Annotated in this window: 16 protein-coding genes and 1 pseudogene; 4 read left to right on the top strand and 13 right to left on the bottom strand. The window is 30.6% G+C overall.

Annotated features, from left to right (window positions below):
- The 6 genes from CX675_RS20040 to CX675_RS19520 all read right to left on the bottom strand — a co-directional run.
- On the bottom strand, positions 1-221 hold a 221-nt coding region (locus CX675_RS20040; protein WP_205728656.1), incomplete at its 3' end, for a hypothetical protein.
- Positions 222-235: 14 nt separating this feature from the next.
- On the bottom strand, positions 236-793 hold the full coding sequence (locus tag CX675_RS19540; protein WP_130736942.1) for a TMEM175 family protein: 558 nt from the start codon (positions 791-793) through the stop codon (positions 236-238).
- 227 nt (positions 794-1,020) lie between these two features.
- Positions 1,021-2,043, bottom strand: a complete 1,023-nt coding sequence (locus CX675_RS19535; protein ID WP_130736941.1) for a S9 family peptidase — start codon at positions 2,041-2,043, stop codon at positions 1,021-1,023.
- A 69-nt stretch (positions 2,044-2,112) separates the two neighbouring features.
- Entirely contained in the window at positions 2,113-3,054 is a 942-nt protein-coding gene (locus CX675_RS19530) for an alpha/beta hydrolase (RefSeq protein WP_130736940.1), read from the bottom strand.
- 126 nt (positions 3,055-3,180) lie between these two features.
- A complete protein-coding gene (locus tag CX675_RS19525) occupies positions 3,181-4,044 on the bottom strand; it encodes an AraC family transcriptional regulator (RefSeq protein WP_130736939.1) in 864 nt (287 codons plus the stop codon).
- Between the two features lie 140 nt (positions 4,045-4,184).
- Complete coding sequence (locus tag CX675_RS19520; RefSeq protein WP_130736938.1) at positions 4,185-5,054, bottom strand: AraC family transcriptional regulator; 870 nt, start codon at positions 5,052-5,054, stop codon at positions 4,185-4,187.
- A 401-nt stretch (positions 5,055-5,455) separates the two neighbouring features.
- Between CX675_RS19520 and CX675_RS19515 the strand changes: the two genes are divergently transcribed.
- Entirely contained in the window at positions 5,456-5,608 is a 153-nt protein-coding gene (locus CX675_RS19515) for a bacteriocin (RefSeq protein ID WP_130736937.1), read from the top strand.
- A gap of 141 nt (positions 5,609-5,749) precedes the next feature.
- On the opposite strand, the gene CX675_RS19510 is transcribed toward CX675_RS19515, so the two are convergent.
- From CX675_RS19510 to CX675_RS19485, 6 genes are all read right to left on the bottom strand, one after another.
- Positions 5,750-6,049 carry a type II toxin-antitoxin system RelE/ParE family toxin gene (locus CX675_RS19510; RefSeq protein ID WP_130736936.1) on the bottom strand — a complete coding sequence of 100 codons (300 nt, stop codon included), beginning with the start codon at positions 6,047-6,049 and terminating at the stop codon, positions 5,750-5,752.
- Positions 6,031-6,267: a hypothetical protein gene (locus tag CX675_RS19505; protein WP_130736935.1), complete on the bottom strand. Its 237-nt coding sequence runs from the start codon at positions 6,265-6,267 to the stop codon at positions 6,031-6,033. Before CX675_RS19505 ends, CX675_RS19510 begins: the two co-directional genes overlap by 19 nt.
- A 252-nt stretch (positions 6,268-6,519) precedes the next feature.
- Positions 6,520-6,912: a hypothetical protein gene (locus CX675_RS19500; RefSeq protein ID WP_130736934.1), complete on the bottom strand. Its 393-nt coding sequence runs from the start codon at positions 6,910-6,912 to the stop codon at positions 6,520-6,522.
- A 358-nt stretch (positions 6,913-7,270) separates the two neighbouring features.
- On the bottom strand, positions 7,271-8,851 hold the full coding sequence (locus CX675_RS19495; protein WP_130736933.1) for a PIN-like domain-containing protein: 1,581 nt from the start codon (positions 8,849-8,851) through the stop codon (positions 7,271-7,273).
- Positions 8,852-9,022: 171 nt separating this feature from the next.
- Positions 9,023-9,676 (bottom strand): hypothetical protein, encoded by a 654-nt coding sequence (locus tag CX675_RS19490; protein ID WP_130736932.1) that lies wholly within the window; start codon positions 9,674-9,676, stop codon positions 9,023-9,025.
- 246 nt (positions 9,677-9,922) lie between these two features.
- Positions 9,923-10,399, bottom strand: a complete 477-nt coding sequence (locus CX675_RS19485) for a helix-turn-helix transcriptional regulator (protein WP_130736931.1) — start codon at positions 10,397-10,399, stop codon at positions 9,923-9,925.
- 139 nt (positions 10,400-10,538) lie between these two features.
- On the opposite strand from CX675_RS19485, the gene CX675_RS19480 reads away from it, so the two are divergent.
- A complete protein-coding gene (locus CX675_RS19480; RefSeq protein WP_130736930.1) occupies positions 10,539-10,769 on the top strand; it encodes a hypothetical protein in 231 nt (76 codons plus the stop codon).
- 136 nt (positions 10,770-10,905) lie between these two features.
- Positions 10,906-11,253 (top strand): hypothetical protein, encoded by a 348-nt coding sequence (locus CX675_RS19475; RefSeq protein WP_130736929.1) that lies wholly within the window; start codon positions 10,906-10,908, stop codon positions 11,251-11,253.
- A gap of 287 nt (positions 11,254-11,540) precedes the next feature.
- On the opposite strand, the gene CX675_RS19470 is transcribed toward CX675_RS19475, so the two are convergent.
- Positions 11,541-11,849 carry a hypothetical protein gene (locus tag CX675_RS19470; protein ID WP_130736928.1) on the bottom strand — a complete coding sequence of 103 codons (309 nt, stop codon included), beginning with the start codon at positions 11,847-11,849 and terminating at the stop codon, positions 11,541-11,543.
- Between the two features lie 534 nt (positions 11,850-12,383).
- On the opposite strand from CX675_RS19470, the pseudogene CX675_RS19465 reads away from it, so the two are divergent.
- A pseudogene (locus CX675_RS19465) lies at positions 12,384-13,391 on the top strand (T9SS C-terminal target domain-containing protein); the annotation flags it as partial.

Here is a 13,391-nt window from a genome sequence, read left to right as displayed (position 1 = left end):
CCAATATATATCCCCATTTTAATATCTTTTACATTTTCAAAAAAAACGATAATGATTGATATTATTGTAGCGTTTATTCTAATCATAATTGCGGCCTTTCTGTCAATCATATTAAAAGAATTGATAACCATTTTATTTTGGTTCCTTAAAAACGTTTGCAGCGACTTACGTGGTTCTTTTTTTGTTTCGAACAATTCTTTATTTGATTTTTCTGGCTCCATATTTTACGAATAAATTAGAATTCCGCTTGTATTTGTTTCCTAGGTAATAAAAAATAGGCTGTTGGAACTAAAACAAATATTGCTGAAGAGATGTAAATACTTAAATAACTTAAAGGTATTGCTAAAGCAAATAAAACAGTGGCAATAATATTCATTTTTCGAGTATCGTTAATGCGTTTATTTCCTGATAACTTTATAGCTATTTCGTCTAATAAAAAATAAAAAAACGTTGCTGATCCTAATACAATTGCAAACAAGATATGGCTTTTATTATCAAAAAAAGCTTTGTCAATAGTTCTTGTTGCTAATGGAATTAAAGAAGTAGAGAATAAAAGCAAAAAATTAAGCCATAAAGTTGTATGATCTACAGATTTTACATGTTTAAAAATATTGTGATGATTAATCCAAAGAATTGCTATAAAAGTATAACTTATAATATAAATACCAATTTGTATAATAAACTCATTAATTCCTTCATTATTAAAATTAGGTAATTCTATTTCTAATGCCATTATGGTTATAATGATAGCCATCACGGCATCAGTAATTGCTTCAAAACGTTCTTTTTTCATTTAATTATTTATTGTTTTATTTTTAAAGATACCAAATTTTCTAATGGCACAGTTAAGATAAGATAAAATTGATGCCTTGGCAATAGTCCTATATCGTTCTTTTGCAATTTTTCTATGGTATGTTGTGCAATTGCTCCACTAGCTCCTAATATGAGTACTTTTTTTCATTTTTTTTCTAATATTATAAAAAGCCGAAGCATAACTTCGGCTTTATGATTAATACTTTTCTATTTCATATGCGAATCCAAGAAAGCCAATACTTTCTCTGGAGTTCTTCCAAAATAGTTATACCCATCTTTGAAACGATGTGTTGTCCCTTCAATCCAGTGTAAGTGTTTTTCCTTACTTGGAATCGTATCAAAAGTAGCTTGTGCATCATCTGGATTTTCTACCCATGCATCATCTCTAACTTGCCACATTAATAAAGGCATTTTGATGTTTTTTGTGTAAAGCTTTGGATCCATTTCATCTCGCGTAAATCCGCCAGCTCTAACCAACTCGAAATCTAATAAATCTAAGTATTCATTTACACCCAATAATTTTGAGAAGGCATTATAAATAGAACGCATAGAAGGTACTAACGGGCTACACATACAAACCACGTTTTCAAATAAGTCCGGTCTTTTATCAATCGCAACGTATTGAGAGCATCCACCCATACATTGACTATAAAGTGCCACTTTCATTTTACCTAATCGAGGGTGTGCATCAACATATTTTTTTACACCTACACAATCTCTCCATTCTAATAGACCAATACCACACATTCCGTCATTTGCAGTTCCACTTTGACCGTGATTACGAATATCATAAGCTAAAACATTATAACCTGCATCAGTTAAGTGTTTCATTTGTATTACAAAGTCTATTTCAACAGGTTCAAAACCGCTCCAGGGCTCTCCCATATGTCCCTGAAAACCTGCTCTACTCATAGGTAGCGCGTGATTGAAAATAACCAGTTTATCACTTTCTCCTCCTTTAGCAGGAATATACCAACCACTTAAAGGCACACCATCATCGGCTTGAAAAAATATATCTTCCCATCCTTTCATCCCATAATCATCTGGCGTTTTATGCAATAAACTTCTCCATTCTCTTTTGCAGACTTTTACCATGCCCATAATTTTAGTATAATCTTCCTCTGAAATACGGTTCATTTGGTCGACAGCATTTTCCATCATTTCTTTTGACATTCTTGCTGTGCTTGTTGGCTGATTTTCAATACCAGCTAAATTTATTTGATGTTCCATTTTTAATGTTTTTAGTTATTGGATAAAAAAGCCTAACTAGAATTCACTTAGGCTTTTTTGAAATTTTGATTACGCTTCTACTAATTCTGCAACACCTAGATGTTCTTTAAAGAAAGGTGCTAATTGAGCAACAGCCTCATCTAAGTATTGAGGGATGTCATATAATTTCATGTGGTTTGCTCCTTCAACGATATACATTTGTTTGTTTTCTGAAGCAGCACGATTCATTAAATCGTCGCTCATCCATTTTGATTCAGCTACACTTCCTGCAACAACGAATAATGGTTGTGTTAAATAAATTTCGGCCATGTTGAAAGCGTCATAAGTAACTAATTGAGTTAAACTTCTAGCAGTTCCATAACCAGGAGAAGTTGAGCATTGTGCTCTATCAGTATGGTAATATTCCCATGCTTCTTTTAAATCGGTATAAGGAGTGTCAGCTTCATTTAATGGAGCCATTGGCATTTGAACGACAGCACCACCATTAGCTTCAATTGTACGAGCTTGTGCTCCAAATTGTAATGATCCCATTGCGTCTTTCATATCTTGGTCGCCTAACCAACCTTTACTAATCATATGACCAATATTAACAGCACTTACTGTTCCTACTGCTTTGATACGTTTGTCATTGATGGCAGCATTAACAGTATAACCACCACCTGCACATATTCCCCATGCTCCAATTCGTTCATTATCTACATAAGGTAATGTTGTTAAGTAATCTACTGCAGAGCTAATATCCTCAGTTCTGATATAAGGATTTTCTAATTGGCGTGGTTCGCCACCACTTTCACCTTGGTAAGAAGCATCGGTAACTAAAGTAATAAAACCGTGTTCTGAAAATTTTCTTCCATAAATACCAGCAGTTTGTTCTTTAACTCCACCTCCAGGGTGCGTAATAACGATTGCAGGGTATTGTTTGTTCTGATCGAAGTCATTCGGTAAATCCAAATAAGCAGACATTGTAATTCCGTTATTTGTGTTTCTGTAAGAAATTTTTTGTTGTGACATGATATTTAATTTTATGATTAATAAATTATTTCTACACCAAAATTATTTCAAATTCTTACCATCGATTAGTACCATTTACTTTTCAAAAGGAAACATTTTACAGATGTTGTTTTTTTTAACTGTTTTTTAACTGTTTTGCTTCATTTTGAACTGTTTAGGTGTTAGTTGTGTTTGTTTTTTAAAAAATTTTGCAAAGTAGTTTGGGTAATCAAAGCCTAATTCAAAAGCAATTTCGGTACTACTCAAATTTGTTTCTTTAAGTAATGATTTTGCTTTTTCTGCAACATGTTCATGTATTGTTTCAATTGTAGATTTATGGGTGTAAGCTTTAATCACATCTCCTAAGTAATTTGGAGTTAAACGCATTTTTTCAGCAAAATAATGAACCGTAGGAATGCCATTTATTGAATTATTATAATAATCTTTCAATAATTGCTGAAATTGGCTAACAATAGGGCTATAAACTTTTGTGTCAGTTTTAAATTGTCTTTTATAATAGGATTCAACCATATTTAAAATAAGGTTAATAGAAGCTAAAAGCACATTGTAGTTTTCTAAATTATTTTGATAGTTTTTAATTAAAAAATGATACATGTTGATTACCTCTGTTTCTTCTTCTTTAGTTAAAAACAAGGCTTCATGATAGCCATACTCTAAATAACTTTGGAATAAATAGCGGTGCTTTTCGATTAATTTTTTTGATATATGAAGATAATATCCTTCAAATTTATCCTCTAAATCCCAATCATATATTGTTCCAGGATTATTAAAAAATACTGCTGTTATAGGCTTTGGATTTGTAGGGTCATAATCAGGCAGGTCTGGGTTAATATAATTTGTTTTAAAAGAAACTCTATAAAAATCGATAGCGATTCCTTTCGATTTTAAAAGTGTATCGGTTGGGTATATACCCACGTCTATATCCTCATTTAATGGTTTGTGTAAACCAATATATTCATTAAAAGTTATAAAATCTTTGAATGTGTTCATTTAAAGCTCTGATATTTAAAATGTAAGAAACTCTACACAAAGTGTAAATACAACATTAAATTACTTAAATAAGTAGAACTTAAATTTACAAAAGGATTCTTTTTTTTAATGAAACAAATTACTTCAAAAAAAGATAAATATTACTTATTTCTAAATTGTTTGGGTGTTAATCCTGTTTTACTTTTAAAAAAGCGTGTAAAATAGTTCGAATATTCAAAACCAAGATCCCAAGCAATATTTTTAACCGTTGCATTCGTTTTAATAAGTTTAAATTTTGCTTCTTTAATGATGTAATCATGAATATGATTTAAAGCAGATTGCCCAGTGTGTTTTTTGATGATATCACCTAAATAATTTGCCGATAGTTTTAATTCATTGGCAAAATGATTGACTGACGGAATTTCAATTAATTTGAGGTTAGTCTGTTTATTTTGGTAATAATTATTTAATGATTGTTGAAACTTTACCGTTATAAAATTATAATTACTTGTTTTTTGATTAAAATGTTTGTCGTAAAGTTTTTCTACCCAGTTAAATAAAACTAAGGAATAGGCTAGAAGTATTTCATTTGATTCTGGGTTAGTTTTATAATGGATTAGCATTTTTTTAAAGATATGTTCAATTTCTTCCTCTTCTTCTTGCTCTAGAAACAAAGGTTCATGTTGACCAAAATCCATTAGTTTTTTAAAAATGTGTTTATTATTGTTAATTATTTCTTTTGAAAACTGAATGTAGTACCCTTCAAAACGTTTTTCAATATGCCAGGAAATACTATCTTTTGGACTGCTGTAAAACAATGCACTAACGTTTTTCTTATTTAATTTTTTTAAAGGGTGATCTTTAGGAAAGTGCAGACGTTGTTTAATAGAAATTCTATGGAAATCTAAACTTACTTCTTCAGACTGCATTAAATATTGATTGCCATAATTTCCTACATCTATATGCTCGTTACGTGGTGCTTCTGTACCAAAATAAGAATTGAAATCTGTAAAATTTTTAAATACACGCATTTTAAAGGTTAATTATGCAATGAGATGCACTAAGATACATATAAAAATTGGGTTATTTTTTATGCTTCTAACCATTTTGAGCGGTAAAGTATATACAGGAAGGTATAATTCTAAATCTCTTTCAAAAAAAACTTTTTCTTTTTTGGTTGGCAATATCCTTAAATTCAAGCATGGATTGAAAATCCACTCTATCGAGAGTAATAAATTTAAACACTTTTCTGTAATTCCAATTCAGGCATTTCATCATAGGTTCTACCATTTAAAATTCTACCAGCAGCTTTTTTATTTCCCCCCCCATTGTTTACATTTTAACAAATAAATTCTTTTACTTTGTTCCTGTTTGTTTCTTGTTTTAAGAATTAAGTACTTTTATAGTATTATTAATTTAAAATAGTTGTATTATGAAAAAAATGGAGTTTTTTCAATTTCAAAAGTTAACTAACAAACAATTGAAAACAGTTAAAGGCGGTGAAGATTCTCCAGTGGATGAATCTTTAAACGAGGACGGAACACCAAGAACCAAAGACGGTACGATTGTTCCTCCAAGAAATTAAAAACCTATGAAAGAAAGATCATTTGGAATAAAAAAGAACCCTCGTTTAAATCACTTTAAATGAGGTCAATATTTTTATTTATTTAGAAAATTTAGCTTTTTGGAGAGGTTGTGCAACAGCTACTGCTGTTAGCAAACGTAATTATTTTACTTTCCTACGTTCAATTTCCTGACGGTTATCCCAAAATGATACAATTTCGATCCTATTTCCATTTATTTCATAGAAAATAAGATAGACTTTCATAGAAATTACACGAGTAAATTTGTTGGAAGTTAATCTTCCTATTAATTCTGATTTTGAAAGTGTATTTAATAAATCTTCTACTTCATCTATTAGTTTCAGACTGTATGTTTCACTACCATTTCTTTCAACGTAGTATTCTAAAATATTTGCAAATTGAAGTTTTGCAATTTCTGACCAAATTATTTCTTTTTCAGCCATTTTCGCATTTCTGAAATTACTTCTTCGTTGTTTTGAAATTTTCCTTCTTTAATTTCATTTCTACCCGTTTCAATAGATGATTGTTGGTTTGTAGATATTTGATACAAAGCTTGTTCTGACGAATCAAATATTGTTTGAAGCGCATTTAGAAAATTCAAATCTTCAGAATCTTTTATTCTAGAAATTAAATTCTTTTTTATTTGTGCAGTCATATCCATAGCATACAATTTTTATTAATTCAAAAATAAAGATTTATTTTCAAATTTCTTTACGTTCTGTTGAGAAATTATGTTTGCTAACGTTTTGCAGCTACCCGAAGGGCGGGACTTTTACCACAAAACTTGATTTGAAAAACTAATGTTTGATTAACCACTAAACTGTCTGCGGAGCACGAAACCCCGCCTATTGCAAATGTGCTGTTAGCAGTAGGTTTTCTTCGGTCTTTTGTCAAAATTCGTCCGTCTGTCATTTTACTTTTTTGTCAATGCAGAATAAATGAAGTAAATAATTACACCAACTACAACTATGGCAAAACCAATTGTCATGATGTTTACAAAAATATACTCAACCCACGCTAATAAAGGTAGAAGGAAAAAAGCACCGACTGCCATAATTATTATTCCAAAGCAACCAATATTTGTAGAGGCATCGTCTGTCTTAGATGTGTCTTTTTTGCTCCACATAAAAATGTAGGCAATAAGAAACCCTACAATTAATAATGGTATAGCAATTTTAAGAGATTCAGCAATTTCGTCTCCGTCTGCAAGTCCAATTGCTTCATAACTTCTTTCTGTCCCGCCACGTTGTGCAAAACAAATTATACTTGTTAGCATTGTCAATACCGTTGTAAATAGTTTCTTCATCTCTATTTTTTATTGTTGTCGCCCGATTTAAGCACAAAGAATACGATTACACCTCCAATTAACACAACCCAAAATAGTCCACTTCCACCACCTCCATGATGATGATACTCGCCAGTCTTATGGTTGTAATGTCCACCACTTTTGTCTGTTCGTAAATGCAGATGAACAAATTAGTAATGTCAAAATTATTGTCGTTATGTGCCGTCGTCTCATAAACTTACTGCTAACGTTTTGCCGCTTTGCGAAGTGGCAGCTTTAGAAGCACTTACTCTCAATTTAGTGCTGATGCTCATTTGAAAACCGAATGTTCAATTTAGTACTGAACCCGCCATTTTGCCAAACTGTTGTTAGGCACAGTTTATTTTTTTAATAATTTTAAATTACGTTCAGTTATTCCGCCTCGGTCTGTGAAAGTTTCTAAACTGTATGTTAAACCACAACCTCCCTCGCATTCAATTTCTTGATTTTCTAAAAGGGAATTTACTGAATTACATTTTGCACATTCAATATGGAGTGTACCACACCAATCACATTCACCTGAATTTACCTTTGTAAAAATGGCATTTGGATTTGTCTTTTCGAACTCATTTACTAAATCTGATTCATTATAAATATGAACTTGATTTCCCATTCCATTTCTATCACCATCACAAGCCATACATCTAATTGAATCATCGAAATATTCATCATCTTCGAAAAAGTCAATTGTAAAATAAAAAGATTCTAATAATTCTCCATTTTCGACTTCAATAGAATCATAATTATGAATACCAACTGGATATTCCCATAACTCAAAAGTTACTGTAATGTCATTACCACAGTCACATTCAAAATCAATAATTGCTTCGTATTGATTTTCCGCACCCATGCTTCTTTCTGATGAACCAATACAATCAAAATCTAAATCTAATTCAGATTTATGAAATTGATGTATTTTATTGCAATTATTACACTTAATTTTTAAAAAATCTTTGTATTTATCTTTTTCGTTTAAAAATTGATATAAGTTTTGGATTGTTTCTTCTTTGAATTCAGCACTTAAAAAATTATTAGCATTAAATAGAAATTGTGGTAAATTATACATCCAAAAGTCTACAGAAGAATGGTCCTTTATTTCTTTAATTAATTCTTCCCTAGGAGAAAGTATTCTGTCTTCTGTTGCTTTCTTGTCTAAATAACACCAGTCTTCATCTTTTTTTATGTCGTTAGTGATAAATAAAATTGGTAACTGTTCAGACTTAGAAAATTCTAATATTTGTTTCCATAATATTAAATCGCCAAATATTTGTGTTCCCTTTTTTTCATTATTATAAAAATCTCCGTAGCCAGGAGGAATTTTATAATCATATCTATGTTTACCTTCTAAAGAAATTTCAATTATCTCATTAAAGCTATATTCTCTGCCCACTTTAAAATTGGCTTCTAAAGCTTTCAAAACATCATCGTTATTTTCACATTCGGAGATTTCTTTTTCAACAGTTTCAATTTGTTTCAATATTTTTTCTTGAAACGAATTTATTTGTTTTGAAAAATTTTCAACTTCACTTTTAAAAGTATTAATTTCTGATTGGTCGATATGCGGATGCTTGTCATCTTTATGAGTTTCTCTTGCTACTTCTTCTAATCGTTTACCAATATCGTTTGAAAAGACTTCTTTGAATTTCTTGATTTTAGATTTTAATGGTTCGTATTTTTCTTTAATTGGCTTTTTAATTATTGCTTCTCTGTTTTTAAGATATTCATATTCAACTTGAAATGGCATCCAAAGTCTGTTATTCAATTTTTGAAAAACTTCAGAATAGATTTTTTCACGTGTTGATTTAGGTAAAAAATAGAAATCTAATATTGCTGAGGAATCAAATACAAAAATTGCTTCTTTCCACAATTTTGCTTCTTTCTCATCAGACAATTTATATGGATTTATATTAGCTTTATTCATTCTTTTTTTCGTCGGTTTTTAGTTAAATTGAGCCTAACGTTCCAGCGCTTGGCGAGGTTGCGAGCTTCGGAACCGATTATTTTCAATTAAAGATAAAATTTCTTGCGAAATGTAAACGTGAATTTACTACAAAATTCGCAATCGTGCCAAACGCTTGTTGTGCACTGGCTTTTATATTTCAGAAAGTTCTTTTCTAATTTCCAAAGTAAGTTTTTCTTTCAATTGATTAGTCTGGGTTGCGAGATTTTCAAGAGTGATTTTTTGAGAATCTAATTTATCGAGATTTTGTGAAATAATTGACTCTGCTAAATCTTTCATCATTTTAGTAGAAACATCAAAAGAAAGTTGTGAAACTTCGTCTATTTCGGTCATTAATTTTAAAACTTCTTCTCCTGCTATTATTTTTAATGCATTTGTTTCGTTTTTGAATTTTATATATTTTTCTTGAGATTTAAACATTAACTTTTGCATTGAATTTGAAAACTCTGATGCTGCTTTTGAAGCTTTTTCTACATCATTTGCATTTGGAATGTAATCAGAATTAAACTTTGCTAATGCTGGTAGGAATTCCTCTTGAGCTTCAGCATTCCCATTTTGAGATAATTCATCAAGTAAATTGAAATATTTCATATACGCGTTACTTTTAGTCTCGTATTGAATTTTTCGCTTAGTGTTGTCTAAATTGTGTTTAGATGTTACCTTTTCTCTTTTTTCAGTTATTTCCTCTGTGTCTTCAATTGCTGCTTTATTTTTACCTTTTTCATTAAAATATGAAGTAAAGTAACCGAGTATAAAACCCCCAATAATTGATAAGAATATTTCCATTTGATAAATTAAGTTACTTTTTTTTTTAAGCTTGTGCACAACTCGTTTATAGGTCTGATTATGTCAGACCAATACAACTACAATCAGTTAGATAGGTCTGATAAATAAGTCCTCTTTCTTTTTTACTTCCTTTCAAATCTAGCCTATTTTATTTAACCATGCAATACGTATAAATACGTATTTTTACCTGTTTTTTTTTACGTATTTATACGTAAAAATTGGTAAAACAGCCCTTTTTATTAAAACTCAAATAGATTTCTCTGGTAAGTCTTTTTTAGAATCGTCTATCGATTGCTTAATGTCGTTTCTTAGCGTAATATGGTGTATTTCTTTTACCATTTTAAACAACATTTCTTCGTTACTATTTTCTGAATTACTTTTCTCTAAACGTTCTACTTTCTCTTTGTAAAAAGCAATTAAATCGTCTCTAAGTTGTAATTCTTTTGCAAAGTTTTCATTGTTACCAGCAGCAGCGTTTAACGTAGCGTTTTTTACGTTTTTACCACCATTAGTTTCTTCCAGTGAAGTATTTATAAAAGCATCAATTGTGATATCAAAGTAATCACATATTTTTTGGATGGTTTCAATTTTAGGTTGTGCCTTCTTGGAAATATAAGTATTAATCGTGCCTCTTTTTAAGTCGAATATTGAGCCTAATTCGTCTTGAGAACCTCTCATTTTAGCAACTAAATAAGAAATATTTTCAGAAATATAATTTTTCATGTAAAAAATACGATTTTTAAAATTCTGATTTTCAATTACTTAAAAATATTGACGTATTTTTTTTTGATATTTTAATCGTAAAAAATGCGATACATCAAAAAATATACGTAATATTGTCGTATCAAAATACGAAAAAATAATGACTGTAGCAGAATATCAAAAGATGAGGAACGAGAAAATAAAATCTCGATATGAGGAAGTAAAAAAAATTACTGGAAGAGGGAATAAGGCTCTTTCAGTAACTGCTACGGAGTTTGGCTTAAGTACTCATGCAATAGATAAAATTATTTATCCAAGAACCAAAACTAAAACTGTGCCAAACGAGGAAGAAGTAGAAATAAATAATATAAATGATAAACACAACCCATAAAAAAAGAGCATGCTAAGCACACTCTTTTAATAGAGTTAAACTGCGTTACCTGTTTTGTAAGAATCGATTATTCTTTTGTATTGAATTAACGACAAGCAATGTAACGCTGGGTTGTGTTTTTTAAAAACTAAATAAAATGATAAATGTTTCAAAAAGATATAAAATGCTTAATAAAAAAAGCATTTTAAGAAATGATTTTGAGAATGAGATTATAATTTCAATCTTTTTAAATCAATTCAAAAAACTTCAATTGTCATACAAGCAAATCATTAATGTTGTTAATGAATGCAATTTTGAAATGTATTTGCGAAATTATTTAGTAACACATATTCATATCATCAAGAAGATGGAAGAATCTCCAAGTTTATTAAGTTTACAAAACTTGCAGTATATCCATCAACAATCGCTTGGCAAATATATAAGTCAATTGGATTTTGATATACTTCCATATGCTCAGCTATTTGCATATGAAGTTCCGTCCTAAGTGAATTTAATAAATCATTAAAAGTTATTAAATCATCGTAAGATAATGTGTTGTTTTCCTCAGTATATGAGGTTGAAATTTTAAGATAAAACGTGATTTTGTTGTAGATGTTTTCACAATCAAAAAGGAATGAATACTGATTTTTCATAAAATAAAAGCCCTTATAGGCGCGGTTAAATGGTTAAAAAATGTTTGAAATCGTAATCGTTAATTACAAGTATAAGGGCTGTTTTAAGAATAGAAATAAAAATGAAGCAAGCTAAAAGCTTAACAATATTGATTTAATGCTATATAAACACAACCCAAAAGAGTAGGCATAGCAAACTCTCTAATCCGTTTTTTAAAAGGTTCTCAATGGCCCAACAAAGATTTTTTGCAGCTTCTCTTCGCTCAGAAACGGTTTTGTGATTATTTATTCCAGCATAAATAGGAGTCTGTCTTTCTAGTTTACCTGTAGTAGGGTTTCTGAAAGAATAGTAAACATACCAGCGTTTCGATAAATCGCCTTTTGCATCGTATATTTTTGGTTTACTAAATGACTTCAAACCGTATGCGTTTTCGTATGCATTTGTTAAAATTAGCTTAGTTAAAGACATAAAAAAAGCGGTTTCAAATTTCTTCAAAGCCGCATAAAATCTAATGTTTTTAAGTATTTAATTTCCGTAGCGAAGACGGGAGTTGAACCCGTGACCTCAGGGTTATGAATTACCCAAAATCATTAATTTTCGCAGTTTTTTATATGAAATTATAAAAAACGTATACTAAATCGTATACTATTTTATATACCGTTTAGGATTGAATTATTACACAAATATAGTTTATTTTTTTCTTGATAATTTAGAAGAAGTCAGAAACTAAAATTTTAACAAAAACTATAGTTTTCCTATAACTAAAGTTAAACTTAAAATAATCCTATTTTTTCAAAAATGAGCAGATTATTTTTGTCGTAGAAAAAATAAAAGTCTTTTAACCAACCTTTTATCGTTTTTTATACTCTATTAGTAGTATAAAATCCACAGCTACGTATTTATACGTAGTAAAAAGGCTGAAAAATACGTATTTATACGTATTGACCAGCGTAGGTAATTAGACCTAAATTTGTTCTCGAGTAAAAATTATATGCTATTCTTATGATAAAAAAATCCTCATTCTATGGGTTTGCCTTTCTCTTGGCAACCTGTGCTTCCTATGCCCAAGACATTCTTTGGGAAAAATCCTACGGAGGCAAACATGCCGAATTTTTGTATGATGCGATTCCTACCCCAGATTATGGATTTATTCTGGCAGGAAGCTCTATTTCTGGTAAAAACGGCAATAAAGAAGACCACAACAAAGGTGATTTAGATTATTGGCTTTGGAAAATGGACGAAAAAGGAAACCTAGACTGGCAAAAGAGCTTTGGTGGCAACCAAGTCGATTTGTTGCAAAGTATTGCCATTACCAGTGATGGTGGTTTTATATTAGGCGGTACTTCTGCTTCTAATAAAGGGATTGATAAACTAGAAGACAGCAAAGGTCAGGAAGACTTTTGGGTGATTAAACTCAATGCCAAAGGTCAGGAAATCTGGCAAAAAACCATGGGCGGTAGCAGTATGGAAAAACTACTAAGTATTGCTCAAACCAAAGACGGTGGCTACATTTTAGGGGGAACATCAAGATCAAATACATCTGAGAACGCTGAAAATGATAAGTATACTAAAAACGAAGATTCTAGAGGGAATTTAGATTTTTGGATTGTAAAACTCAAAGCTGATGGGAGTATGCAATGGCAAAAAACCATTGGCGGACAATATGTAGACGAATTAAAAAGTGTTTCTCAAACCCAAGATGGAGGTTATATTTTGGGTGGTTATTCTAATTCGCCTGTTTCTGGAGATAAAACCGAAGCGAATTACGGTTTAGGTGATTATTGGATAGTTAAACTTGATGAAACAGGAACTATCGAATGGCAACGCACTTTAGGAGGTGATAAAGACGATAACTTATTTACCTTATTACAAACCAAAGATGGAGGTTTTATCGTGGGTGGAAATTCTAATTCTGGAGCTACCAATTCCAAATCCAAAACCAATCAAAATGGAACTGATTTTTGGGTGGTAAAACTAGACAAAATAGGAAGTATCGATTGGCAACAAACC

It is taken from the genome of Flavobacterium sp. J27 (assembly GCF_004303025.1).
Lineage (GTDB): Bacteria > Bacteroidota > Bacteroidia > Flavobacteriales > Flavobacteriaceae > Flavobacterium.
Note: the sequence above shows the minus strand (reverse complement) of the source record. Positions and strands in the feature narration are given on the sequence as shown.